The 25,468-nt window shown below is 61.3% G+C and carries 25 protein-coding genes; 13 read left to right on the top strand and 12 right to left on the bottom strand.

The features are described 5' to 3' along the window. The first annotated feature begins 51 nt into the window (after positions 1–51). Together AC0JZ8_RS11515 and AC0JZ8_RS11510 are read left to right on the top strand one after the other, a co-directional pair. Positions 52–726, top strand: a complete 675-nt coding sequence (locus AC0JZ8_RS11515; protein WP_471893360.1) for a HugZ family pyridoxamine 5'-phosphate oxidase — start codon at positions 52–54, stop codon at positions 724–726. A gap of 114 nt (positions 727–840) precedes the next feature. Then, positions 841–1,161, top strand: coding sequence for an ArsR/SmtB family transcription factor (locus tag AC0JZ8_RS11510; protein ID WP_062457893.1), 321 nt, complete (start codon positions 841–843; stop codon positions 1,159–1,161). A gap of 163 nt (positions 1,162–1,324) precedes the next feature. Here AC0JZ8_RS11510 and AC0JZ8_RS11505 read toward each other — a convergent pair whose 3' ends face one another. Beyond that, positions 1,325–2,167: an alpha/beta fold hydrolase gene (locus AC0JZ8_RS11505; protein WP_471892538.1), complete on the bottom strand. Its 843-nt coding sequence runs from the start codon at positions 2,165–2,167 to the stop codon at positions 1,325–1,327. Between the two features lie 176 nt (positions 2,168–2,343). On the opposite strand from AC0JZ8_RS11505, the gene AC0JZ8_RS11500 reads away from it, so the two are divergent. The 5 genes from AC0JZ8_RS11500 to AC0JZ8_RS11480 all read left to right on the top strand — a co-directional run bounded on the left by AC0JZ8_RS11500 (position 2,344) and on the right by AC0JZ8_RS11480 (position 6,321). Next, positions 2,344–2,754, top strand: a complete 411-nt coding sequence (locus AC0JZ8_RS11500) for an ArsR/SmtB family transcription factor (RefSeq protein WP_471892537.1) — start codon at positions 2,344–2,346, stop codon at positions 2,752–2,754. Next, a complete protein-coding gene (locus AC0JZ8_RS11495; protein ID WP_471892536.1) occupies positions 2,751–3,284 on the top strand; it encodes an SRPBCC family protein in 534 nt (177 codons plus the stop codon). Before AC0JZ8_RS11500 ends, AC0JZ8_RS11495 begins: the two co-directional genes overlap by 4 nt. Positions 3,285–3,355: 71 nt before the next feature. Beyond that, positions 3,356–3,772 carry a GFA family protein gene (locus AC0JZ8_RS11490; RefSeq protein ID WP_471892535.1) on the top strand — a complete coding sequence of 139 codons (417 nt, stop codon included), beginning with the start codon at positions 3,356–3,358 and terminating at the stop codon, positions 3,770–3,772. A 156-nt stretch (positions 3,773–3,928) separates the two neighbouring features. Beyond that, a complete protein-coding gene (locus tag AC0JZ8_RS11485; RefSeq protein WP_471892534.1) occupies positions 3,929–5,026 on the top strand; it encodes a carboxynorspermidine decarboxylase in 1,098 nt (365 codons plus the stop codon). A 53-nt stretch (positions 5,027–5,079) separates the two neighbouring features. Then, positions 5,080–6,321: a saccharopine dehydrogenase family protein gene (locus tag AC0JZ8_RS11480; RefSeq protein ID WP_471892533.1), complete on the top strand. Its 1,242-nt coding sequence runs from the start codon at positions 5,080–5,082 to the stop codon at positions 6,319–6,321. A 120-nt stretch (positions 6,322–6,441) separates the two neighbouring features. Here the strand turns inward: AC0JZ8_RS11480 and AC0JZ8_RS11475 are convergent, their stop codons facing one another. The 3 genes from AC0JZ8_RS11475 to AC0JZ8_RS11465 all read right to left on the bottom strand — a co-directional run bounded on the left by AC0JZ8_RS11475 (position 6,442) and on the right by AC0JZ8_RS11465 (position 7,848). Continuing rightward, positions 6,442–6,681: a hypothetical protein gene (locus AC0JZ8_RS11475; protein WP_113110776.1), complete on the bottom strand. Its 240-nt coding sequence runs from the start codon at positions 6,679–6,681 to the stop codon at positions 6,442–6,444. 153 nt (positions 6,682–6,834) lie between these two features. Beyond that, positions 6,835–7,344 carry a DUF3291 domain-containing protein gene (locus AC0JZ8_RS11470; protein ID WP_471892532.1) on the bottom strand — a complete coding sequence of 170 codons (510 nt, stop codon included), beginning with the start codon at positions 7,342–7,344 and terminating at the stop codon, positions 6,835–6,837. Between the two features lie 153 nt (positions 7,345–7,497). Further along, a complete protein-coding gene (locus AC0JZ8_RS11465) occupies positions 7,498–7,848 on the bottom strand; it encodes a restriction endonuclease (protein ID WP_092661059.1) in 351 nt (116 codons plus the stop codon). 285 nt (positions 7,849–8,133) lie between these two features. Here AC0JZ8_RS11465 and AC0JZ8_RS11460 point away from each other — a divergent pair, with 285 nt between their 5' ends. Then, the gene (locus AC0JZ8_RS11460; RefSeq protein ID WP_471892531.1) at positions 8,134–9,675 is read left to right on the top strand and encodes a cation:proton antiporter; all 1,542 of its coding nucleotides are present in this window, start codon (positions 8,134–8,136) and stop codon (positions 9,673–9,675) included. A gap of 269 nt (positions 9,676–9,944) precedes the next feature. Here AC0JZ8_RS11460 and bglA read toward each other — a convergent pair whose 3' ends face one another. Next, a complete protein-coding gene (bglA, locus tag AC0JZ8_RS11455; protein WP_174196391.1) occupies positions 9,945–11,606 on the bottom strand; it encodes a beta-galactosidase BglA in 1,662 nt (553 codons plus the stop codon). Between the two features lie 156 nt (positions 11,607–11,762). Here bglA and AC0JZ8_RS11450 point away from each other — a divergent pair, with 156 nt between their 5' ends. Beyond that, on the top strand, positions 11,763–12,674 hold the full coding sequence (locus AC0JZ8_RS11450; RefSeq protein WP_471892530.1) for a sugar kinase: 912 nt from the start codon (positions 11,763–11,765) through the stop codon (positions 12,672–12,674). Here AC0JZ8_RS11450 and AC0JZ8_RS11445 read toward each other — a convergent pair. Then, complete coding sequence (locus AC0JZ8_RS11445) at positions 12,635–14,680, bottom strand: acyltransferase family protein (protein ID WP_471892529.1); 2,046 nt, start codon at positions 14,678–14,680, stop codon at positions 12,635–12,637. The two genes, AC0JZ8_RS11450 and AC0JZ8_RS11445, sit on opposite strands and share 40 nt — an antisense overlap. A gap of 191 nt (positions 14,681–14,871) precedes the next feature. Between AC0JZ8_RS11445 and AC0JZ8_RS11440 the strand changes: the two genes are divergently transcribed. Continuing rightward, positions 14,872–15,906: a glycosyltransferase family 4 protein gene (locus AC0JZ8_RS11440; RefSeq protein WP_082476315.1), complete on the top strand. Its 1,035-nt coding sequence runs from the start codon at positions 14,872–14,874 to the stop codon at positions 15,904–15,906. Positions 15,907–16,265: 359 nt separating this feature from the next. On the opposite strand, the gene der is transcribed toward AC0JZ8_RS11440, so the two are convergent. Next, positions 16,266–17,696 (bottom strand): ribosome biogenesis GTPase Der, encoded by a 1,431-nt coding sequence (der, locus tag AC0JZ8_RS11435; protein ID WP_062455575.1) that lies wholly within the window; start codon positions 17,694–17,696, stop codon positions 16,266–16,268. Between the two features lie 31 nt (positions 17,697–17,727). Beyond that, complete coding sequence (locus tag AC0JZ8_RS11430) at positions 17,728–18,399, bottom strand: tetratricopeptide repeat protein (RefSeq protein ID WP_062455572.1); 672 nt, start codon at positions 18,397–18,399, stop codon at positions 17,728–17,730. Positions 18,400–18,614: 215 nt separating this feature from the next. Between AC0JZ8_RS11430 and AC0JZ8_RS11425 the strand changes: the two genes are divergently transcribed. Both AC0JZ8_RS11425 and AC0JZ8_RS11420 read left to right on the top strand, forming a co-directional pair. Then, positions 18,615–19,601, top strand: coding sequence for a polysaccharide deacetylase family protein (locus tag AC0JZ8_RS11425; protein ID WP_471892528.1), 987 nt, complete (start codon positions 18,615–18,617; stop codon positions 19,599–19,601). Positions 19,602–19,676: 75 nt separating this feature from the next. Next, positions 19,677–20,042, top strand: coding sequence for a VanZ family protein (locus AC0JZ8_RS11420; RefSeq protein WP_092660271.1), 366 nt, complete (start codon positions 19,677–19,679; stop codon positions 20,040–20,042). Positions 20,043–20,399: 357 nt separating this feature from the next. Here the strand turns inward: AC0JZ8_RS11420 and sbmA are convergent, their stop codons facing one another. Then, positions 20,400–21,677 (bottom strand): peptide antibiotic transporter SbmA, encoded by a 1,278-nt coding sequence (sbmA, locus tag AC0JZ8_RS11415; protein WP_062455562.1) that lies wholly within the window; start codon positions 21,675–21,677, stop codon positions 20,400–20,402. Between the two features lie 129 nt (positions 21,678–21,806). Beyond that, complete coding sequence (locus tag AC0JZ8_RS11410; protein WP_471892527.1) at positions 21,807–22,994, bottom strand: YbfB/YjiJ family MFS transporter; 1,188 nt, start codon at positions 22,992–22,994, stop codon at positions 21,807–21,809. Positions 22,995–23,300: 306 nt separating this feature from the next. Here AC0JZ8_RS11410 and AC0JZ8_RS11405 point away from each other — a divergent pair, with 306 nt between their 5' ends. Then, entirely contained in the window at positions 23,301–23,516 is a 216-nt protein-coding gene (locus AC0JZ8_RS11405; RefSeq protein ID WP_062455558.1) for a hypothetical protein, read from the top strand. Positions 23,517–23,569: 53 nt separating this feature from the next. Here the strand turns inward: AC0JZ8_RS11405 and map are convergent, their stop codons facing one another. After that, positions 23,570–24,328, bottom strand: coding sequence for a type I methionyl aminopeptidase (gene map / locus AC0JZ8_RS11400; RefSeq protein WP_113167190.1), 759 nt, complete (start codon positions 24,326–24,328; stop codon positions 23,570–23,572). A gap of 58 nt (positions 24,329–24,386) precedes the next feature. Next, positions 24,387–25,430, bottom strand: coding sequence for an LLM class flavin-dependent oxidoreductase (locus AC0JZ8_RS11395; protein ID WP_062455554.1), 1,044 nt, complete (start codon positions 25,428–25,430; stop codon positions 24,387–24,389). Between the last annotated feature and the right edge of the window lie 38 nt (positions 25,431–25,468).

Here is a 25,468-nt window from a genome sequence, read left to right as displayed (position 1 = left end):
GATCAAAGCGTGTTGCGTGACACGGATGAGGAGGCACGCCACCTTGCGCGGATGCTGGTGCGCGGCGCCCGTCACATGGCGCTTGCGGTGCTTGATCCCGCAAGCGGTTTTCCCTCCGCAAGCCGCGTGCTGACCGGAACCGATCTCGATGGCGTGCCGGTGATTCTCGTATCGGCGCTGTCGGGTCATACGAAGGGATTGGCAGGCGATCCCCGCTGTTCTCTACTCGCCGGCGAGACCGGCAAGGGCGATCCGCTCGCCCATCCGCGAATCACCGTTCAGTGCATTGCGGAAAAAGTGGAAAGGGATAGTCCCGTCCATCTGCGCATCCGCCAGCGGTTTCTGGACCGTCATCCGAAAGCAAAACTCTATATCGACTTTCCGGATTTCTACTTTTTTCGCCTTGTTCCGCAGTCGGCCTCGCTTAACGGCGGCTTTGGCAGGGCCTATGCCTTGGATGGCAGCGACTTTGTCATCGCGAACCCTGGAAGCGGCGAGGAATGGAGTAATTTCTCGCGCGATATCAGAGAGTTGACGGACGAAGCGAACAGCCTTGCCGCACGGCTCGGCGCAAAGAATGCTGGTCAATGGCGGTTCATCGGTGCAGATAGCGCCGGGCTAGATCTGATCGCCGGAGACACATTGCTGAGACATGAGTTCAGGACGTTGCAATCGTCCCCCGAGCACGCGTCCCAGTATATTTTCAATATGTCTAAAACAGTGTAGTCGACTACCCAAAATCTAGGGATATACAACTTTGATGTCTGCTGGTTTAGTCAGTTCCAGGGACTACGGCATTACCGGAGCACGGCATGCTCAGGAAGAGGGGATAGAGATATGATGGAAACGATGCCACTTTCAGACCACTCGAATGCAGCAGCGAATTTGCTGTCTGCGATGGCAAATCCAAAGCGGCTGATGATTTTGTGCTGCCTGGTCAAGGGCGAAGTAGCTGTGGGGGCACTGGCTACTCAAGTTGGCCTGAGCCAGTCTGCACTGTCACAGCACTTGTCCAAGCTGCGCGCGCAGAAATTGGTGAAGACGCGCCGCGATGCGCAGACGATCTATTATTCGAGTTCCGCGGACTCGGTTCTCAAGGTCCTGTCGACGCTTGAAAACATCTACTGCATCCCGGCTGAGACGAAATCTGCAGCCGCCTGAAATCTTGTCCGCTGCATGACGCGGCGGGTCAGAACGCATCCACACAGCGTTGCCGGCATGGCTGGTAGCATATTTTCTTTTTGAAATTTGCTTTGTAAGATTTTTTGAAACCGATGAAATCTTTGGAAATGGCTCGTCTCGCGACGAGCCATTTCTGTTTTGACTATGCCTTGAAGAAGGCCAGGAGATCCGCGTTGATGACGTCGGCATGCGTCGTCGCCATGCCATGCGGCAGACCTTCGTAGACCTTGAGGGTACCGTTCTTCAAAAGCTTGGATGATAGCATCGCCGAATCGGCGATCGGCACGATCTGGTCGTCGTCGCCATGCATGACGAGAACCGGCAGGTCGATCGCCTTGAGGTCTTCCGTGAAGTCGGTTTCCGAAAATGCCTTGATGCAGTCATAGTGGGCCTTGGTGCCACCCATCATGCCCTGACGCCACCAGTTGCGGATCACGCCCTCGGAAACCTCAGCGCCGTCGCGGTTGTAGCCGTAGAACGGTCCGGTCGGGATATCCAAGAAGAACTGCGCCCGGTTGGCCGCCTGCGCCGTGCGAAATCCGTCGAACACCGACAGTGGCAGGCCGCCCGGATTGCTGTCGCTCTGCACCATGACAGGCGGCACCGCGCCAATCAGCACGGCCTTCGCGACACGGCCCTGCGGCTGGCCAAATTTCGCGACATACCGCGTCACCTCGCCGCCGCCCGTCGAGTGACCGACATGGATGGCTTGCTTCAGGTCCAGATGCGCGGCCAGCTCGGCAACGTCGGCTGCATAGGTATCCATCTCGTTGCCGGTATCGGTCTGGCTGGAACGGCCGTGTCCGCGACGGTCATGCGCGATCACGCGGTAACCCTGGTCGAGGAAGAACAGCATCTGGGCGTCCCAATCATCGGACGAAAGCGGCCATCCATGATGGAAGACAATCGGCTGGGCGTCCTTGCTGCCCCAGTCCTTGAAATATATCTGCGTGCCGTCGCTGGTGGTGATGTAGCTGCTGCTCATGGCTTACCCTCGGTTGATGACAAGTGAGAGAGAACGTCTGCAAATGGCTGCCCCTGCATCCGCTCCGCGCCTGCAGAATATGATTCCGCCTCGCTTTTGCAACTCCTGATAAAAGCCAAATCTCGACATTCAACAAAACGGTTGACAATGCCTGCAGGCCGCCTATGTTAAACCATATGGTTGAATTTAGCGAACATCAGATCGACACGGTTTTCCAGGCCCTCAGCGACGCCACGCGCCGGCAGATGCTAATGACGCTGGCTGCCAGCGAGCAGACAGTCGGGCAACTGGCAGCGCCCTACGCCATGTCGCTCGCCGCCGCTTCGAAACACATCAAGGTTCTGGAAACCGCTGGCCTCGTCCGCCGCGAAATCCAGGGCCGCACGCATCTCTGCCGCCTTTCGCCAGGCCCGCTCGCCGCCGCCCACGAATGGCTGGCCTTCTACGAACGCTTCTGGACCGCCGGCCTCGACACGCTCGACCGGCTGTTGCGTGAGGACGATGCGATCAAGACCACCGTTCCGCAAGGCGAGGCCACCACCAAAGCCGAAGGAAAACCGCACAGCAAACCGGGAGACGATCAATGACCGACATGACATCGTTGAGCAGGCACGCCTTCATGACAGAACCCCTCGCCCTGACGATCCAGCGCAAGCTACCAGGGCCGATCGAACGCATCTGGGACTATGTCACCGACAGCGATCTGCGCCGCCAGTGGCTCGCGTCCGGCACGATGCCGAGCCAGCCGGGCGGCACGTTCGAACTCATCTGGCGCAATGACGAACTCAGCGATGATTCCGCCGGCCGCCCGGAAGGCTTTCCCGAAGAACAGCGCATGCAGAGCGAGATGATCGCCTTCGAAGCACCCCACCGGGTGGTCTTCTCCTGGCCACCTTCAGGCGAGGTCTCGATCGAACTGCAGGCCGTCGGCAAGGATGTTCTTCTGACCCTCACCCACCGCCGCATTTCCGACCGTCGAAACATGGTCATGGTCGGCGCTGGCTGGCATGCCCACCTCGACATCCTCGAGGTCAAGGCAGCGGGCAAAAATCCTGCCGCCTTCTGGCCCGCATGGCTTCGCCTGCGCGACGAATACGAAGCCATCGTTCCCGCCTGAGATCCTCCAGCGACCACACCCCGCCCCGGCGCGAGCCTCAGGCACTGGCAACCAGAAATGGAGCAACGTCAATGCATGAACCCTTTACCGGCGGCTGCACCTGCGGCGCCGTCCGTTACACCGTCACCGGCGAACCCGTCGCCATGGTCGATTGTCAGTGCCGTCAGTGCCAGCGCGAAAGCGGCACCGGCCACACGTCCAATCTCGTCTTTGCCGGAGCGACGGTGACGATCGAGGGCCAGCCGATTCACTGGGAAGCAACTGGCGATGGCGGCACCGTGAAAAGACGCGCCTTTTGCCCAACCTGCGGCGCGCCTGTCTCCATGACCTTTCCGGCCATGCCGGACGTGTTTGTCATCCGCGCAGCAAGCCTCGACGCACCGGACCGATATCGGCCGCAGATGATCACGTGGACCGACGCGGCCCAGCCATGGGACCACCTCGACCCGGCCCTCGCGCGCTTTGCGAAGATGCCGCCCGCAGCCTAACGCGAGGCAAACGGAACCGTCTCCGTCTCTGTCAAAAGGGCCGCCAAACCGCGGCCCTTTCGACAATCTTGGCCCTCGGGTCTTGAAGATGACAGCCGCCTGAGGCAATAGGCGCCATACGCTTTCCCTAGACCGTCACGAGGCCGACCGCACGATATGCTCCAGACACCCTACTACCTCATCGACAAGTCGAAGCTTCTCCGCAACATGGAGAGGATCGCTGCTGTCCGCGAGACGTCGGGCGCCAAGGCATTGTTGGCGCTGAAATGCTTTGCCACATGGTCGGTGTTCGATTTCATGCGCGACTATATGGACGGCACCACGTCCTCGTCGCTCAACGAAGTCCGCCTCGGCCATGAGCGCTTCGGCAAGGAAACCCACGCCTATTCAGTGGCCTATGCGGATTACGAGATCGACGAGGTCGTCTCGCATGCGGACAAAATCATCTTCAACTCGATCGGCCAGTTGCAGCATTTCGAAAACCAGTCGTCGGGCATCACCCGCGGCTTGCGCCTCAACCCCGGCGTCTCCTCGTCCACCTTCGATCTCGCCGATCCCGCCCGCCCTTTCTCGCGGCTGGGCGAATGGGACCAGAAGCAGGTCGAGCCGGTCATGGACCTGATCTCCGGCTTCATGATCCACAACAACTGCGAAAACGGCGACTTCTCGCTGTTTGATCGCATGCTCGGCGAAATCGAGCAGAAGTTCGGCCCCCTCCTGAAGAAGGCCGAATGGGTCAGCCTCGGCGGCGGCATCCATTTCACCGGCGACGATTACCCGGTCGACCTGTTTGCCGAGCGCCTCAAGCGCTTTTCCGGCGAGTACGGCGTCCAGGTCTATCTCGAACCCGGCGAAGCCTCGATCACCCGCTCGACGACGCTGGAAACCACCGTCCTCGATACCCTTTACAACGGCAAGAACCTTGTCGTGGTGGATAGCTCCATCGAAGCGCACCTGCTGGATCTCCTGATCTACCGTGAAAACGCAAAGGTTCATCCAAACCAGGGGCCTTATCGTGCCATGGTCTGCGGCAAGTCCTGTCTTGCCGGGGATATTTTCGGCGAGTTCGATTTTCCGAATGAACTGAAAGTTGGCGACCGCATTTCCTTCCAGGATGCCGCCGGCTACACGATGGTCAAGAAAAACTGGTTTAACGGCGTGCAAATGCCGGCAATCGCCATCCGTGAACTGGATGGCAGCCTCAGGACGGTCCGCGAGTTCGGCTACGCGGACTACGAACAAAGCCTATCCTGAGCACAAAGCTCAGCGGCTTCTGACGATTGGACTTGAAGGAACTCGTCCCCACCATGAAAAAGAACGTACTCATCATCGGCGCCGGTGGCGTCGCCCAGGTCGTGGCGCACAAATGCGCCCAGAACAACGACGTGCTCGGCGATATCCATATCGCCTCCCGCACCAAGTCGAAATGTGACGCCATCATCGCCTCGGTCCACGACAAGAAGGCGATGAAGGTAGAAGGCAAGCTCGAAGCCCACGCCCTCGACGCCCTCGACATCGAAGCCACCAAAGCCCTCATCAAGGCGACCGGCAGCCAGATCGTCATCAACGTCGGCACCGCCTTCCTCAACATGTCGGTGCTGCGCGCCTGCATGGATACCGGCGTCGCCTATATCGACACCGCCATCCACGAAGAGCCGAACAAGATCTGCGAAACCCCGCCGTGGTACGGAAACTACGAGTGGAAGCGTGCGCAGGAATGCGAGGAAAAGGGCATCACCGCCATCCTCGGCGCAGGCTTTGATCCGGGCGTCGTCAACGCCTATGCCCGCCTTGCCAAGGATGACTATCTCGACAAGGTCACCGATGTCGACATCGTCGACATCAATGCCGGCAGCCACGGCAAGTATTTCGCCACCAACTTCGATCCGGAAATCAACTTCCGCGAATTCACCGGTGTCGTCTACGCCTGGCAGGGCGGCGAATGGACCGTCAACAAGATGTTCGAAATCGGCAAGGACTACGACCTGCCGGTCGTCGGCACCCGCCGCGCCTATCTCTGCGGCCATGACGAAGTGCATTCGCTGGCAAAGAACATGGATGGCGCCGACGTGCGCTTCTGGATGGGCTTTGGCGATCACTACATCAACGTCTTCACCGTCCTGAAGTCGATCGGCCTTCTCTCGGAGCAGCCGCTCAAGCTTGCCGACGGTTCCGAAGTCGTGCCGCTCAAGGTCGTCAAGGCCTGCCTGCCCGACCCGTCGTCGCTCGCGCCGGAATACGAAGGCAAGACCTGCATCGGCGATTTCGTGAAGGGCATCAAGGACGGCAAGGAACGCACGGTGTTCATCTACAACGTCGCCGACCACAAGGAAGCCTATAACGAAGTGGGCTCCCAGGGCATCAGCTATACCGCGGGCGTTCCCCCGGTCGCCGCCGCCATGCTGGTGGCATCAGGTGAATGGGATGTGAAGAAGATGGCAAACGTCGAAGAACTGGCGCCAAAGCCTTTCCTCAACATCTTGAACAAGATCGGCCTGCAGACCTGCATCCGCGACGAAAACGGCGAACGCGAGCTGCATTTCGACTGAGATCGGAACATCAGCCCTTCAAGCATCAAAAAAGCCCGCGAGCGATCGCGGGCTTTTTTCTTTGTAACGATGTGAAAACGAGGCTGCCCTCACCATCCAGGCAAAGTCAGGCCCGTCCACTCAGCGCCAGGACGTCCCGTCGGCGCTCGCGCAGCCATAGGGCGGCGGCACCTCGCCGAACGTCGCATGCAGCTTGTCGCAGCCCCATTTGTTCAACGGTCCCGGCAGACGGCTGTTGATCTCGATACCGACCTCGTCATACGCCGAACTCGTGTTCGACACGTAGCTATACCAGCGCTGCCCGATAAACCCGGTCGCTGCGATGAGAACAACCAAAACGACCAAAATAATTCTGCTCATGAAAATCCCTTACTTTTGAACCCCCTCCGTAAATAACCCGGCCCGCAACTGCAAGGGTAAGCGCTTGTCTTTCCTGATGAAAATGTGACCTGAGGATAGAAACGTGAGGGGTCGTTTCAGTGGTTCCTGACACCAGGTAACAAGCGGTTGTCCTCAACGCAGAACCGCCGCTCGGTCGAATGCCGTGCGATGGCCATGCGGATCGAACGGCGCCTTGAAGTCGAAGGCGAAGGCAGAGGACCCATGGTCGTGCAGGTACTCCAGACGTTCGCAGCCGTCCTGCCAGGTGGGAACATGACCTTCAGAGACCCACCACAAAACGTAAGGAGGCCATGTATGCGGGTCGAACCATTGCCGCGCATTCCGCATCGCCTCGATGTGAATGGCCGAGTAGGTAAAGGCGTAGAGTGAGGTCAGGTCGCGCCACAGGGAGAGGGTCGCCGGAGCCCAGCCGTCGCCATTGTCGATGTGAAAGCGCGGAAACACCTGAGTGCCCCAACTCTCAGGCCCCTCGTCGCCCTCGTAACCCGACCGAGCGACAAACCCCTCGCTCGTTTCCGCCGCACGAAAATTGAGGTCGTTCCTGTCGTGAAAACCCTGGTTTACCGGCTCGTCCGCGCGAACCCGGAAATTGTTGAAATTGTAGACGGCGAGGTAATGCATGCGATCCTCGTCTGCTTGCCCTGTGACGGCTTGTCTTCGTCAAGCTACGGGAGCCATCGGCAGGCAGCAAGTAGCCTGAAATCGAAGCTACCGCGACATCAGAGGCCTCAGCCAAGACAACGGTCAGAGCCACCGCGAGGCGGTCGTGCGTCTCTATGCTTTCGGCCCGCGTCCCCGGCCCTGTCGCGGCTCCTTCGGCGGAGCCGCATACCCCGGAGGTTTTGTTTTCACCCAGGCAACGAATGTCCGTATCGCCGGGTCTTCAAGGATAGCCTCGATCGTCGAGAACTTCTTGGCGAGCTGGGCATCCGTCAAATTCACATGGATCTGGTCGTGACAGATCCGGTGCAGGCAAACCGTTTCCTTGCCGCCCTTGCTCTTGGGGACAAGATAATGCTTTTCTTGCTGATCCTCCGGGATCACCCGCTCGCACATCGGACAATACACGGGCTCCGGCGCAGCCTCGTCCCATGAAGCCGGTTCGTCTCTGTTCTTGCGGGCCATCGGTCCATCACCTGTTGAGCGCTGCCGGCCCTGCATCTCCATCTGGCTGGATCGATGCAAAGCCCTTGCCTCCAGCAGATATCGCGTCCCGCAACCCGGAGCAATGCCGTTCGAAACAGACCTTGGACCTGGCATCGCCCAAATCCCGCTTCCCACGCGGACCCGCCATCACCCTTAACCGCCCGAAAACCGTTTTCCCTTTCGTCCGCCTGCCCTACATGAGGCTCGACGGATGCGCTGTGACGCACCCGGTCGATCACCCCTGCAGCAAATGACGCCACCCCCATGACCTTTTTCGAAAGCCTGCTCATCCTGATGCTGGTCGCGATCGTGCTGTTGCAGGTGTCGCGGCGGCTCTCCGTGCCCTATCCGTCGATGCTGGCTCTGGCGGGCGTCGCGGTGGCGCTGGTGCCGGGCGCGCCTTACTTCGCGCTCGATCCGGAGATCGCGCTGGCGCTGTTTATCGCGCCGGCCTTGCTCGATGCCGCCTTCGATTTCCCGCTGAATACCGCAAGGCGCTTCTGGCTGCCGCTCGTGGTCTTTGCGCTCGGCGGCGTCGTCGTCACCACGGCGACGGTCGCGGTCGCCGGCTATGTGATGGCCGGCCTGCCGATTGCGGCCGCCATCGTGCTCGGCGCCATCGTCGCGCCGCCGGACGCCGCCGCCTCCACCGCCGTCCTCTCCACCATGTCGGTGCCGCGCACCACCGATGCCATCCTGCGCGGCGAAAGCCTGTTCAACGATGCGGCAGCACTTCTGATCTTCGGGGCGGCCCTTGCCGTCCAGTCGGCCGGCGGGCTTGATCGCGAGGTAACGACCCATCTCGTTCTTGCCGTTCCCGGCGGCATCCTGCTTGGCTGGGTCGCGGCGCTGGTAATCCGCCGCCTGTCGGCCATCGTCGCAGGCACGCTTGGCGGCAATCTCCTGCAATTCGTCCAGACCTTCCTTCTGTGGATCCTCGCCGAACATCTGGAACTGTCGGCGGTGCTCGCAATCGTCACCTTCGCCATGACGATTGCCAGCACCAGCGAAAGCCTGTCCTCGGCGCGCATGCGGGTGCAGTCCTACGCGGTTTGGACGGTCGTCGTGTTCGTCCTCAACGTCGTCGCCTTCCTGCTGATGGGCATGCAGGTGCGCGACATCTACGCGGACATGGAGGTCGGCCATTTCGCCGAAGCTCTGCTGTTTTCCGCCGTGATCGTCGCCATCGTCATCGCCACCCGCTTCGCGCTCTGCCTCGCCTATAACCGCATCGAGGCCTGGCGGGCCCGTCGCGACGGCCGCGAGGAGCCGGCATCGACCAGACAGGCGATTCTCGCCTCCTGGTGCGGCATGCGCGGCCTCCTCTCGCTTGCCACGGCCTACGCGCTTCCCGCCGATTTCCCGGAACGCGACATGGTCGTGCTGACCGCCTTCGCCGTCGTCATCGCCACGCTCGTCCTGCAGGGCCTGACGCTGTCACCGCTCATCCGCTGGCTCGGCCTCGACCGGCGCCATACCAGCGCGCAGGAACTGTCTGAGATGCGCCGCCGCGTCGTCAAGGCAGGCATCGGCCGCCTCGACGGCGAGACGGGAACAGAAGCCGAAAAACTGCGCGCGAAGCTCACGATGGAACACCAGGCCTTCGACTACCCGGACCGTGCTGCCTCGATGGACACCTACCGCCGGCTGGTGCTTCTCTTCATCGCCGGACAACGCACCGAACTCGAAAACCTCCGCGCTTCCTACGAGTTGAACGTCGACGAATACAATCTCCTGCTCGAGGAAATCGACTGGCGCGAACTCTCGATCCTCCCCGAAGACGACCGACGGATCGAGGAGATCTGATCAGGGAAAGCGGTGCGGGATCAACGGGCGTTGAACCACCAAAATATCTTGCTCCCGCACCAATCCACAGGCAACGGCGCCGATAGTTTGGCGCCCGCATTCCCCCACACTCCCGCATTCCTGTGCTCGTCACAGGAACCCAGTCAGCCCAAGTCCTTGGGCTGAAAGAACCGTCGTCGCCCTACCGACGCGTCGGCAAAATTCCTGTGGCAATCACAGGAAAGAGGGGAAGATTGCCTCCCCCTCCCATCCCACTCACACCTACGCCATCACACCCGCGCGCAGAACACATCCAGCGCATCGAGCTTCACGGCACCCGCTTCCAGCTTCGACACAAACCCCGGAAGATCGACCGGCATCACGTCGCCCATCCGCTTGGGCAGCACGAAGTTTTGCGGCTCGCGGGTCAGGTTGAACACGAACAGCAGCTTCTCACCGCCCTTTTCGCGGACGAAGGCGAGCAGGTCCTGGTTGGTCTCGATAAACGTCATGTCGCCGTCGATCAGCGCATGGTGGTTTTTGCGGAAGGCGAAGGTTTCGCGGTAGTGCTGCAGCACCGAATCCGGCATTGCTTCCTGCGCATCCACCGAACGGCTGGCGTGATCGGCCGGAATGGGCAGCCAGGTCTTGGCGCCCTCGCTGAAGCCCGCATGGGCCTCGCCCGCTTCCCACACCATCGGCGTGCGGCATCCGTCGCGGCCCTTGAAGGCCGGCCAGAAGCGGATGCCGTAGGGGTCGCGCAGATCCTCGTAAGTCAGTTCCGCTTCGCTCAGGCCCAGCTCCTCGCCCTGGTAGAGGCAGATCGAACCGCGCAAGACAGAGATCAGCGTTGCGGACAATTTGGCGACGCGGTCCTGCTCGGACGGATCCTCGGTAAAGCGGGTCACGTGACGCACCACGTCGTGGTTGGAAAACGCCCAGCACACCCAGCCGTTCACCACCGTATCAAGCACGGTCTGCATCACCTTGCGGATATAGGCGGCAGAAAACGCCGGGCCCAGCAGGTCGAACGTGTAGCACATGTGCAGCTTGTCGTCGCCGGTCGTATAGAGCGCGAGCGTGTTCAGCGAACGCGGCCCGTCGCCCACTTCGCCCACCGAGGCGCGGTTGTCGTAGCTGTCGAGCAGCGCCCGCAACCGCTTCAGAAAGCCGATATTTTCCGGCTGCGTCTTGTCGTAGAGATGGTTCTGCATCGAATACGGATTGGTATCCGTCTCCATGCCGGCGCCGTCGGTGTCGTAGACCATCGGCGGGTTGCTGCGCAGTTGCTTGTCGTGGAAATAGTAGTTGACGGTATCGAGCCTGAAGCCGTCGACGCCGCGGTCGAGCCAGAAGCGCACCGTATCCAGCATCGCGTCCTGCACATCGGGATTGTGGAAGTTGAGGTCCGGCTGCGAGATCAGGAAGTTGTGCATGTAGTACTGCTTGCGCACACCGTCCCATTCCCAGCCCGGTCCGCCGAAGATCGACAGCCAGTTGGTCGGAGCCGTGCCGTCGGGCTTGGGGTCGGCCCAGACATACCAGTCGGCCTTGGGATTGGTGCGGCTGGAGCGGCTTTCGATAAACCACGGATGCCGGTCGGATGTATGCGAGATGACCTGGTCGATGATCACCTTGAGGCCGAGGCGATGCGCCTCTGTCATCATCTCGTCGAAATCGGCAAGCGTTCCGAACATCGGGTCGACATTGCAGTAATCGGAAACGTCATAGCCCATGTCGGCCATCGGCGAGGTGAAAAACGGCGACAGCCAGATCGCATCGACGCCGAGCGAAGCCACATGCGGCAGGCGCTGGGTAATCCCCTTGATATCGCCCAGTCCGTCGCCGGTCGTGTCCTGGAAGGATCGCGGATAGATCTGGTAGATCACCGCACCGCGCCACCAGTTGCCGTCAACCTTGCGAGTGGTGTCCCTCGTGGTCTCCAATACCATTCCACAATGCTCCTTCTTGAAAATCGCTCATTCCAACCTTGGTCCCAAACTAGAGCCATGCCATCAAAAGACAACGCGGAAACGAACCGCCACACACTCTTGTCATGGCGGACGCTTCAGCTTATTCGAGCGTCAAACCCATGGGAGGGATGACAATTGGGCGGAAAGCTTCTTTCGATCGGCGAATGCATGGTGGAACTGTCGCAGGCGGGTGAAGGCCTGCTGCGCAAGGGCTTTGCCGGCGATACGTTCAACACGGCCTGGTATGCCCGTGCCTGCCTCTCCAGAGACTGGTCGGTGGATTACCTGACCGCGGTCGGCGACGATCCGATGTCGTCGGATATGCTTGATATGATGGAGCAGGCCGGCATCGGCGTTAACCTCATCCGCCGCATCCCCGGCAAGACGCCCGGCCTCTACCTGATCACCCTCAAGGATGGCGAGCGCACCTTCAGCTACTGGCGCGACAGCGCCGCCGCAAGAAAGCTCGCAGACGACGCCGATCATCTACGCTCGGCCATCGAGACCGCCGACATCATCTACTTCTCCGGCATCACGCTCGGCATTCTGGCGCCTGAAGCCGTCGAGACGCTTCTGTCGGAACTGCGCCGCGCCAAGGCCGCCGGCAAGACGGTCGCCTTCGATCCGAACCTTCGCCCGCGCCTGTGGGTGAGCCGGGACATCATGCTGAAGACGATCGAGGATGGCGCAAGAGCCGCCACCATCGTTCTCCCAAGCTTCGACGATGAAGCGACCTATTTCGGCGATGCCACGGTGGCCGATACGATCGCCCGCTACCATGGTCTCGGCGTCACGGATGTCGTGGTCAAGAACGGCGCAGAAGGCGCAACCTTCAGCCTGTCGGGCGTGACCGGTCATGCACCGGCCGTCACCACCGGCAAGGTGGTCGACACGACCAGCGCCGGCGACAGTTTCAACGCCGGCTTCCTGTCGAAGTACTTAAGCGGCGCCGCACCGCACGAAGCCGCAGCCTACGGCGCCGCAGTCGCCGCCACCGTCATCGGCCATCACGGCGCGCTGATCAGTCCGGAGCTTCTGCCCGGCTGAACCACCGCGACCGGATGTGTCGGCTTGAGCTGGCAGATCCCTTTCGGCTCGCCCACCTTCACGCCAGCCTCGCAACCGTGTTGCGCGGCATCCGTCAGCGCGTCGTAGAGATCGAGCGTCTTACCGAGATGGATCGACCCCAGATGCGAAAAATGCTCGTCGTCGAGGAACAGCGAAACGCCGTCATCCACAACCCGGCAGCTTTTTTCGTCGCAGAGATAATCTTCGAGCGACACGACCGGGAACCGCTTCGAAACGTCCGCCATCAGCCGCTCCACGAGGGCATCATGGGCGCGCTGTTCGTCCCGCTCCATCATGCAGGGCGTGTCTGCAACATCCAGCATGGCGCTTCGCACGACACAGCGGCCGATATCGCGACCATCGCGCGGCGGCGGCGCCATGAACACTGGCCGCAGACCGATCGAGCGCAGCCAGTCGGCAGTCGCCTCGACCTCGGCAAGCATCCGGCCGTAATCCGTCCGCATCGCCTGGCCTTGCGCCGTCATCACCCGGCGGTCAGATCTGAGATAGGTCAGGTACTGCGATCCGAGCACGACGGTGCGCAGCGAGGGCGTCTTTGCAATATAGGCCTTTACCGCCTCGTTGTGACGAATGCAGTCGAGCGGCCATGACGCGGAATCGTTGAGCGGGATGGGCGCGATGCCGGTTGGAAACGCGCAGCTGTTCTTGTGAAGCTGCACCAGCCCCTCGCCCTGATCGGACGGCGTATCGTGCATGGACGCCGCCAGCCCGTCGACCAGATGCATCGCCAGCGAATCGCCCCAGACCGCCATTTCCGGGCCCTGACCGATCGTGCAGACATCCGGCCGCACTTCGCCGTTGCAGATCTTGCCGATGCCGAGGCTCGGCTCCCCCATGGCTGTAAGCACGGGATCGCGGCCCGGAAAGCCCTGCGCGTTGGTGGTCACGATGCCGAGCACCACCAGCACCGCCGCTAAGGACCCGCTGAGGGAAAACACCAAGCGACGGCCGACCTGCGGCTTCCGGAACGGCTGTTCCACCAGAAAATAGCTTGCGATTGCCAGCGCAAACACGAGCGCCACCAGCAGCCCGTAGGACCAGCCCGGCAGCATGTCCATCGAGCGCAGACGGGCAAAGGCGAACACCGGCTGATGCCAGAGATAGAGGCTGTAGCTGATCAGCCCGATCGCCACCAGCGGCCGAAGCGAAAGCAGCCGTCCGGCAAGATTGCCCGGACCGGCAAAGGCGATCACCAGAAGCGTGCCGACGACCGGCGCCAGCGTCACCGGTCCCGGCCATTTCAGCTCGGATGTCAGGAACAGGCAACTGCCGACGATCAGGATAAGGCCAGCAAGCCCCAGGGCCGATCGGGTCCGCTCAGAGTAACGGGTCGGTATGCCGCCGATCGCCAAAAGCGCGCCTGCGGCAAGTTCCCAGAAACGGGTAAAGGGGAGATAGAAATTCGCGACCGGATCGACCCTTGAAACCGGCCATGCCAGAAACAGGCTGATCAGCGCCAAAACCGCCACGATGCGGAAGATCACCTGCCGCGTCTGCTTGCGCACCATCCACAGAAGCACCGGAAACACCAGATAGAACTGCTCTTCCACCGATAGCGACCACGTATGCAGCAGCGGCTTCAGTTCGGTACTGGGCGAAAAATATCCCGTATTGTCCCAAAGCTCGAAGTTGGAAACCATCAGCAGCGAGTGGAACAGGTCCTTGCCGAAATCGTCCAGTTCCGATGGCAGCATCCACAGTGCCGCAAAGGGCAGACAGGCAATGCACACCACAAGCAGCGCCGGCGCGATGCGCCGCACCCGCCGCTCGTAGAAATTGACGATGCTGAAACGGTCTTTCGCCAGGTCGTTGAGGATGATCGCGGTGATCAGGTAGCCGCTGATGACGAAGAACACGTCGACGCCGACAAAGCCACCCGGCATTAACCCGAGACCGGTGTGGAAGAGGATGACGGGAACGACGGCGATCGCGCGCAGCCCATCGATTTCTGGTCTGTACTGCATGCCGGGGCTCTACCAATCCCGGCCGCGGAAGTCCATTGCTGAGGGGTGCTGCGAGCAGCGTTCGGCTTCGACAATCAAACGTTGAGAGCGCGTCTTCATCGCCCTGTTACAATATTTTCCGATGAAGGAACGGAAAACATGGTCGGCAGCCGCGAGTCGGTTCCGGCATGGCAACGGGGCCGGGTCAAACCATGACAAGGATTACCATTGTAACCGACGCCTGGTATCCACAGGTCAATGGCGTCGTACGTTCGATCGAAAATACCAACCGCGAACTGGCATGCATGGGCATCAATGTCTCGATGGTGACGCCGCTGGATTTCTCAAGCATCCCCTGCCCGACCTATCCGGAAATCCGCCTTTCGGTCGCAAGCTTCCGCAGCGTCGCCGCGACCATCGAAGGAACCCAGCCATCCGCCGTGCATATCGCCACGGAAGGCCCGCTCGGACTTGCGGCCCGCCGCTGGTGCCTGAAGAACGGCATGCCGTTCTCCACCAGTTATCACACGCGTTTTCCGGAATATGTGGCCGCCCGCTTTCCGGTGCCGATCCGGCTGCTCAACGGCTTCGTCCGCTGGTTCCACAATGCCGGCAACGGCTGCATGGTGGCGACCGCGAGCCTTGAGCGCGAACTGCACAAGCTCGGCGTGAAAAATCTTCTGCGCTGGAGCCGCGGCATCGATCAGACGGTGTTTCACCCGGTGGCACTCGAGGCAAAGCCGTTCGACCTGCCGCGCCCGATCTTTATGACGGTCGGCCGAGTCGCCGTGGAGAAAAACCTGCCCGCCTTTCTCGATCTCGATCTGCCGGGCTCCAAGGTGGTGATCGGCGACGGACCTGCCCGCGCCGACCTTCAACGGCGCTACCCACATGTGCTTTTCACGGGAATGAAAACGGGAGAAGACCTGGCACGCGCCTACGCCCAGGCCGACGTGTTCGTCTTCCCGTCCAGAACCGATACGTTCGGCAACACCATTCTCGAGGCGCTGGCAAGCGGCGTCCCGGTCGCGGCCTATCCGGTCATGGGTCCGATCGACATCATCGAACAGGGCTCAGGCGCCGGTGCCCTCAACGAAGACCTGCGGCTTGCCTGCCTGGAAGCACTGACGTGTCGGCGCGAGGACGCAAGTCGCCTTGCCCGCCGCTACACCTGGGAAGCCGCCTCGAAACAGTTTCTCGGCAACGTGCTCAAGGTACAGGGCGTCAAGGCACTGACTGCGCGATAACGGATATTGCTGCTATGCCGGGGTTCGATGCGCTAGCCTGCGTGTCGAACCGGCACGTCCCGCTGATGCCTATCCGCGCCAGATGAAATAGCCGATACCACCAGCACCAAGACCCACGGCAGTCAGCAGACCGAGTACGATCATGAAAAACCTCCCAAAAGGCCGCCCAACGCCCTCCACAGCACCGGGTCGACAAGAAGGAGTGGATCATAAAGACGAACCGAATGCAAGCAGAGCGCGAAACGCCTGAGCGGTCGCTGCGTTCAGCCCGCGTTCCGGCTTATATTTCAACCATTTGGCGAAATCGCTCGTGCTGCTGATGATCGACGCTCTGCACTAAACGCGATCACCGAGCAGGTTTATCGCTTCTTGCGGCGGTTTTCGAACGGGTTCTCGCCCGCCTTGAAGTGAATGCGGATCGGCACGCCCGGGATCTGGAAATCGGCGCGCAGGCCGTTGGTCAGATAGCGGATGTAGCTTTCCGGCAGGGCATCGGGACGCGTGCAGGAAATCATGAAGGCCGGCGGGCGAGCCTTGACCTGCGTCATGTACTTGAGCTTCAGGCGACGGCCCGAAACGGCCGGTGGCGGATGCTGAACCTGCGTGCCCTCCAGCCAGCGATTGAGCTTGGCGGTCGAGATGCGCTTGTTCCACACCATGTCGGTGTCGATGATGCTCTGCATCAGCTTGTCGAGCGAATAACCGGTCTGGCCGGAAATCGGCACGGCGCGGATGCCGCGCGCCTGCGGCAGCAGCCGCTCGGTCTTTTCGCGCAGCTCGGCCAGCACCGCCTGCGGTTCTTCGACGAGGTCCCACTTGTTGAAGGCGAGCACGGCGGCGCGTCCTTCGCGCAGCACCAGATCGACCAGCTGCAGGTCCTGCTTTTCAAACGGAATGGTCGCATCGAAAACGATCACGACCGTCTCGGCAAAGCGGATCGACCGCAGCGCGTCGGCGACTGACAGCTTTTCGAGCTTCTCCTGGACGCGCGCCTTTTTGCGCATGCCGGCCGTGTCGAACATCTTGATCGTGCGGCCGCGCCACTCCCAGTCGACGGAAATGCTGTCGCGGGTAATGCCCGCTTCCGGGCCGGTCAGCAGCCTGTCTTCACCCAGAAAGCGATTGATCAGCGTCGACTTGCCGGCATTCGGACGGCCGATAATGGCAACCCGCAGCGGCTTGGTATCGTCATAGGCTGGCTCAAACTCGTCGTCGGCCTCTTCGCCCAGCACGCTGTCGCGCACGTCGATATCCGTCTCGGCCTCGTCGTCGTCGCCTTCCGGAAACGCCCGGTCTTCGCCGATCGCCTCGACGATCGCGTCGCGCAGGTCGATCATGCCCTGACCGTGTTCGGCAGAAATCGGCACCGGCTCGCCGAGACCCAGCGTATAGGCATCGTAGAAGCCACCGTCGGAGCCTTTGGCTTCGGATTTGTTGGCCACCAGCACGACCGGCTTGCCGCTGCGGCGCAAAAGCTCGCCGAACGTCTTGTCAAGCGGCGTCAGGCCGAATTTCGCATCGACCACGAACAGCGTCAGGTCGGCATCCTCGATGGCAAGCTCGGTCTGGGCCCGCATGCGGCCCTCGAGCGTATCGGGACCGACCTCTTCAAGGCCCGCCGTATCGATGATGATGAACCTGAGGTCGATCAGCTTGGCATCGCCAGGGCGGCGGTCACGGGTAACGCCCGGCGTGTCATCGACGAGCGCGAGCTTCTTGCCGACCAGCCGGTTGAAGAGCGTGGACTTGCCGACATTCGGGCGTCCTACGATGGCGACGGTGAAGCTCATAGTCGTTCCTTGCTGCCCTGTGGCGAAAAAATCAGGGCGCCTTGCCGGATGCGGCGATGTTGTCGAGCATGATCTGGGCGCGGTTGGCAACGTTGCGCGGCGCACTGGCATCCTCGGCGATCCGCTGGAACCAGGTCTTGGCTTCCGCCATGTTGCCGGCCTTGTAGGCGGCAAGACCGAGTGCCTCGCGGGCGGAATTGGCAAGCGTCTGGCCCTGGTTGGCCATCGCCTGCGCCTGTGCAGACACCTGATCGTAGGTGCCGGCGTCGATCAGCAGCCATGCGGCGCGCAGTTTTGCGAGATCGCGGATCGCGGCCGGCGCTGAAGTGTCGCCGCCGATCGCTGTAAAGGTGGAGATGGCAGCGCCGGTATCGCCCTTGGCGGCCTGAACCGAGCCGGCGCGCATCTTGGCGAGAACCGGATAGGCGCCGGAGCCATCCTTTTCGATCGCAGACAGCGCTGCCAGCGCTTCGTCGTTCTTGCCCTTCGAGGCCAGATCGAGCGCCGCGATGAACCGGTCACCCGATTGCGACGAACCGTGGTTTTCCCAGTATTCGTACCCGCGCCAGCCGGCCGTGCCGAGGACGACGAGAACGGCAACGCCGATCAGGATACGGCTGTAGCGCTTCCACACATACTGCAACTGGTCGGAACGAAGTTCTTCGTTGACCTCACGGAAAAAGCTGTCGTCGTTCTGCGCCATGATCACTCCGGCCTTGCTGGGGCCCCATCCATCTAAAGAGCGCCTAATAGCTTATTTTGCTAAGGATGTAAGGCCCCTCACGCAATTCTCAAACAAGCTTGTTGATGCAAGGAGCCTTGGTCCCTTCTATCATATCCCAATTCAAAGCTTCGCCTTAATCCGGGCGCAGGGAAATTCGCCTCGATTCTCCCCTTTGGACACAGTACCGGGTTGCCATGCGTTTGCTCTCTTCCTCCATCGCCCTTTGCCTCTGCCTCGCCTCCCCGGCTTTGAGCGCAGACGAGCGGCCGAAACAGTTGCTGATCGTCTCCTTCGATGGCGCCGGTCCCAACCACCTGTGGCAGCGCAGCCGCGATTTTGCGAGGGCCAACAACGCCCACTTCACCTACTTCCTGTCCTGCACGCTGCTGATCCCCCGCGCCGAGCGGTCGACCTATCAGGGACCGGGCCACAAGCCCGGCCGCTCCAATATCGGCTTTGCCCAGACGAAAGACGAAGCGCGAGAACGGCTCTCCCACATCTGGCAGGCGCATCAGGAAGGCCACGGCATTTCCAGCCACACCTGCGGCCACTTCGACGGCAAGGACTGGTCCGCGGCAGACTGGAGCGCGGAGATGACGACCTTCTCGCGCGTGCTCGGCAATGCCTGGACTGCGGTCGGTGCTGGCGACAGCGAACCGGATGGCTGGAAGGATTTCGTGGCGAACGACATCAGCGGTTTTCGCGCCCCCTATTTCTCCACCAGCGCCGGCATGACTGTCGCCGAGAGGAAGGCGGGCTTTACCTATGATGCAAGCCTCGTCACCAAGGGGCCGATGATGCCGGAAGAGGAGGACGGGCTGATCCGCTTCGGCCTGCCGCTCATTCCCGAAGGCCCGTCGCAGCGACCGATCATCGCCATGGACTACAACCTGTTCATCCGCCATTCCGGCGGCATCGACAATCCCAGCCAGTCGTCCACGTTCGAGGAGCGCGCCTATTCCGCATTCCGCGCCGCCTTCGACCGCGAATACGACGGCGACCGCATTCCTGTTCAGCTCGGCTTTCATTTCGTCGAGATGAACGGCGGCGCCTATTGGCGGGCGATGGAACGGCTGGTCTCGGAAGTCTGCAATAGGGACGATGTCGCCTGCGTCAGCTACAAGCAGGCCATCCCCATGATCGGAGAACGTCGCAAGGCCAAGGCAACGTCCGGCCTGTAGCCGTCTGCTGGACGCCGTTAACCGCGGGCGACGATTCGATTTTCGCAATGCAGCATAGTTCGGTATGACACCCTGATGACAAACCGCCTTCTCGCAAATCCGGCCAGGACCCTGGCCTGGCTGGCGCTCGCCGCGATCGTCTTCGTGACGATCTCGCCGATCGACCTGCGGCCGCACGACCTCCTGCCCGTGGATGTCGACCGGGCGGCGGCCTTCGCCGTGATGGCCTTCCTCTTCGTCGCCGCCTATCCGCGCCAGTGGATTTTTTGCGCAGTTCTGCTCTTGATCGGGGCTGGCGGCATCGAGATGCTGCAGCTCCTGTCGCCCTCGCGCCATGCCCATATGGATGATGCACTGGTCAAGGCCGCAGGCGCCGCCATCGGCTGCCTTGCCGGCTGGGCGCTGAACCAGATGCGGTTCCGCCGCAAAGCTGTCGCCTGAGGCGTCCGAAAAATCCGCTAATGCACGTTATCTCCGTTTGAAACCAACGGATTATCATTTTTCTGAGAACCGCTCGTCCTCACGCAATCGTGCCGGGCGATAATGCTTGCGTCATCGGCGGGGAATCGGGTTCGCGAACCGGCATCACCAACAGGTTCGAAAGAACCGGTTCCGATGATGGCAGTGACGGTTTTCGGCATCCCGAAAATCATCAGAAACGGTCCCGGCAGGCGGAAAGCCTGAACTCCAAAATACCCTTATTGCGCCGCCTGCCCTTCCCCTGAACGAGAAACCGCGCCGGACTAGTCACCCGGCGCGGCCAAAACTGCTGTCTGTTATCTTGAAACGACGCGCCGGTCAGGTCGGCTTGTTCGCCGCCATCTCCCCGCCTTCCGCTTCACGCACCAGATAATTCCGGTCGATCTCCGGCAGCGGCTCACCATCGATCGCCGCCTCGAAGGCCTTCAGGCGCTTGTGGATCGATAGAAGCTCGATGATCGTCGTCCAGGAATTGACCAGATACTGGAACGAGTTCGACACCTGCCCGAAGGCCGTGGCGATCTGCTGGTAGATACCATAGGTAATCTTGCCGGCGACGATGGTTGGAACCAGCATGAACAGCAGGAAAAGCCCGTCCGCCTGGATGTAGAAATAGCGGGCGACGTTGAAATAGAGGTAATGCCAGTACATGCGGAAATAGTTCTTCCGCACATTCCCGTAGAGTTCTCTGACCGTCGCAGGCTGGGCGCGATCGGCATGGTCCTCGCCGTAAACAAGTTCCTTGCGGTAGGCGGCTTCAACGCGCTGATTGCGGAAATTTAACCCCGGAAGCTTGACGCCGACAGTTGCCAGAAGAACGGTACCAAAGGTTGCCCAGAAGATCGCCAACCAGAACAGCGCATGCGGTATCTGCCCGATAATCGGCAGTTCCGTCACGTAGCTCGACAGTCCGAACAGGATCGGCAGGAAGACGATCAGGGTCATCACGGAATTGATCAGCGTGATGCCAAGGCCTTCCAGCGTCGCGGAGAACCGCATCGTATCTTCCTGGACACGCTGCGATGCGCCTTCGATATGGCGCAACTGCTCCCATTTCGACATGTAGAAGTCGTTCATCGCCGTGCGCCAGCGAAAGATGTAGTGGCTGGTGAAGAAATCCGTGAGGATCGATACGGCCATGCTGAGGAAAGCCACCTGCGCGAAGATCAGCATCAGACTGTAGAAGTCCCATGCCGTCGTCCCCGGCTTGCCCTGCAGGGCGTTCATCAGCGTATCACCGAAAGGACGGCGCCAGTTGTTGATGACGACGGTCACCTGCACGCCGAAATAGGTGACGGCGACGATCAATAGGGATCCCCACACCGACCAGCCGATCCACGGATTGTAGCGATCGATGAAACTCCATGCGGCGCCGAACAACAGCATGCAGATTGCAAAATAGGCATAGAAAAAGACATTGGACGGCATCAGGAAGAAGGTGAGGTCGTAGGGTTCCACCGCCCCCTCCGGCGCGCCGAAGCCAAGACTGTCGCCGATACCGGCAAAAACAAAATACCAGGCGAGGACAGCGACAAACGCAAATGCGATCGCCGAAAGGAAAAACAGTTTTGGTCGGGGAAAGAAGGAGTGGAACACGGAGCGCGCGCTTTCCTGAGTTCGATTCTAGGATGATGTCGGGGTGGACGATGTGGCCGGAAACTAAGGCAGTTCCAAGGGAGCGGCAATGGCTCCCCACCATTGTTACATAAATGTAAGCATCAGCCCTCAGGCGTCCCGTCGAGGCACATACCGGATCAGCGGCAATGCCAGCCCGACGCACACGACAAGGGCGCCGGCTGCAATCAGCGACGGTAGCGTGAAACTGCCGCTCCGCTCCGCTATAAACCCCGCCACGAGCGGCCCGACGATCTGGCCGGTGCCGAAGGCGGCGGTCATGAAGGCAAAGGCGCGGCGCGGGCTTTGCGGCGCAAGCTGGCGCCCGAGCTGCAGCCCGTAGGCGGTAACGACCATGAATGTCGCCCCGAGCAGCAACCCGCCGAACAGCGCACCGGGAACCGCAGGCAGCATCACCGAGCCCAGCACGCCGAGCCACAGCAACGCGATGGCAGCGCAATAGGCCGCCCCGAGCCCGAGCCGCCTGACGAAGGGCTGCCAGGCAAACAGCGAAACCGCCGCCGCACAGCCGGTGACGAACCAGGCCAGAAACTCGACCACCGACCCGGCATTGCCCATCCGGGCGATCGCGACAAGAAAGGTGGCGGTGATCACGTAACCGAAGCCGAACAGACCATAGGACAGCGTTATCAGCACCAGTGGACGGTTCCAGACGAGCCTGGGCTCGACCGGTGCCCGCGTCTCCCCGGCCGGCCGCGGCAATCCGCGCGACACGAGGAGGAAGACAAGGAGCGCGATCGCCGCACCCGCAAACCAGTTGATCCGCCACCCGTGCGCCGCATCACCCGCCACCGTGTTGACGATGAAGGCAAGCGCCGAAGACAGCGCGATGCCGGCGCCCACGCCACCGTAATGCAGCATGCCGACAGTCGGACGGCCCGCCGCATGCGGCAGCACCACGGCCGAGGTGAAGATCATCGAAAACGCACTCGCAAGCCCGGCGAGAAAACGGATCACCACAAACACCGTGACCGATGTCGAAAGACCCATGGCCGCCAGAAGAACCGCTGTCGCCAGCAATCCTCCGAGCGCCACCTGCCGCTCGCGACCTGACGCCCAGCCATAGGCCGAAAGCACGGCGCCAGTCAGATAACCCGCAAAGTTACCGGCTGCAATCGTGCCCGCATCGGCAGCCGAGATCGGAATGCCCGCAATCATCCCCGGCAGCACCGGCGTGTAGAAGAACCGGCCGAACCCCATCGCCGCCGCCATAGCGACGCCGCCGGACACGCCGATCATAAGGGGGTTTCGAACCTGAGGCGTAGAGATCTGCAACATGTCGCCTTATCCCAGCGGCGGTTGCGCTGCACAATGCAGAAATTGTCATCGCTGCGATGACGAGCGCTGATGGGTGGTCGGGCAGTCTCAAATTCGGGTCACCTGCAATCCCATTCCCGACACCACAAATCACGACTTCTGTCGCTTTGCTGACACGAATGACGGGCATTATATGAAGGTCGACAGGGGCTCCGGTGATTCGGATGTCCCGGCCGGCGTTCATTTTAGGAAATCTACGCATCGTACCCTTCGAATGCCGTTTCAGGTGTTCGGATCGATTTTGTAGGGATGATGGAGTTTATATTGATGAACCAGGATCTTACCCGTTCGGACGTGATGTCCGATCCTTTGATCTCGCAGCTGCGCGAGGCCGACCAGATCGGCAACGCGGCGTTTGCCCAGTTGCTCGAAAGCGCTGCCCGTCGCCAGACCAGCCTGATGATGGACAAGCTCAATCAGGAGCGCGCCGACGCTTTCTATCGCAGGCTGGATATCGTCTGCAGCAAACACAAGAAAAGCTGATCGGATCGACCCGGCCGACTCTTCGGCCGGTCTGCTGACAGAGCTAGGATAGCCTAGTCTGCCAGCGTCAGGATCAGCGGCCCGTTGCGCGTCACCACGATCGTGTGTTCGAACTGCACGGTCGGCGCCTTGGGTTCACTGTAGAGCGTCCACGGATCGCTCTTGTCGTCGCCGTCTTCGGCCCATTCGCCGCCGAGAGACAGGAACGGCTCGATGGTAAACACCAGCCCCTCCTCCATGATACGGCTTTCCTGCGGATCCGGCCATGTCGGCACTTCACCCGGCTCCTCGTGCAGCGAGCGGCCGATGCCGTGGCTGGAAAGATTGGTGATCAGCGTATAGCGGTTCTTCTTGGCAAACGCCCCGATCGCGTTGCCGATGCCGGCAATCGGCTTTCCCGTCTTCACCTGCTGCAACCCGGTCCACAGCGCCCGCTTGCCGTCGCGGCACAGCTTTTCGACCTCGCGCTTGACCGGCGGCACGCAGAATGACGCGCCGGTATCGCCGTAAAATCCATCCTTGAGCGCCGAAACGTCGATATTGACGAGATCGCCAGCCGCAATCGCCCGGTCGCCGGGAATTCCGTGCGCCACTTCCTCGTTGACGGAAATGCAGGTCGCGCCCGGAAACTGGTAGTCATGCTCGGGTGCCGACTGCGCGCCACTGTCTTCCAGAAGCTTGCGGCCGATCGCATCCAGTTCGCGGGTGGTGATCCCGGGCTCGAGCGCCTTGCCCATCAGATCTACCGCACGGGCGCAGAGCCTGCCGATCTCCTTGAGCTTTGCAAGCTCGTCTTCGTTCGAAATGATCATCCGTCCCGCACGTCCACTCTCTGTAAGGTCGCCGGTTTCGCGCCAACGACCCGGCCCGTCAAATGCTTTTTGGGCTCCCGATCTCTTTTCTGACGATCGGCGCCACTTTCGTGCCGTAGAGTTCAATGCCGCGCATGATCTGATCATGCGGCATCAGGCCGATCGCCATCTGCAGCATGAAACGGCTCATGCCGAACACCGTGTGGGCAGCGATGATCTTTTCCGCCACCAGCTCCGGCTCGCCGACAAAGAGATTGCCGATCGGACCACGGGCCTGGTCGAAATGCGCCCGGTTGGTCGGTCCCCAGCCGCGCTCGCGACCGATCCGGTCCATCACCGAAGCCTGCGGCCCGTAGAACTGCTGGGCAGCGATATCGGTCGTATCGGCGATGAACCCATGGACAGCGATGCTGGTTGGCAGCGCGGCGGCATCATGCCCGGCCCGCGTCGCCGCCTCGCGGTAAAGCTTGAAGAACGGCGCAAAGCGCGGATATTCCCCGCCGATGATGGCGACCGCAAGCGGCAGGCCCATGGCGCCGGCCCGCGCCACCGATTGCGGCGTGCCGCCAACCGCGATCCACACCGGCATCTGGTTCTGCAACGGCCGCGGATAGACGCCACGGCCATTGATCGGCGCCCGCTTTTCGCCCTGCCAGGTCACGATCTCGTTGTCGCGCAGCGCGAGCAGCAGATCGAGCTTTTCCGAAAACAGGTCGTCGTAATCGCCAAGGTCGTAGCCGAACAGCGGGAAGGATTCGATGAACGAGCCGCGCCCGGCCATGATCTCGGCCCGGCCGCCGGAAATCAGATCGACGGTCGCAAACTCCTGAAACACCCGCACCGGATCTTCCGAGGACAGAACCGTAACGGCGCTCGTCAGCCGGATGTTTTTGGTGCGCACTGCAGCGGCAGCAAGCACCGTCGCCGGCGACGATATCACATAGTCGGCGCGGTGATGTTCGCCGAGCCCGAACACGTCGAGTCCCACCTGGTCGGCAAGCTCGATCTCCTCCAGAAGGTTCGTCACCCGCCGTGCCGCCTCCCCACCCTTGTTGAGCGTGGTCGGGTCGAGATCACCGAAAGTGTAAAGGCCGAGTTCCATCGTCAGAAGATATCCGGTTGCTGATGCCAGTCACATAG

This window comes from Velazquezella soli (assembly GCF_977018685.1).
This window is presented reverse-complemented; position numbering and strand designations above follow the sequence as displayed.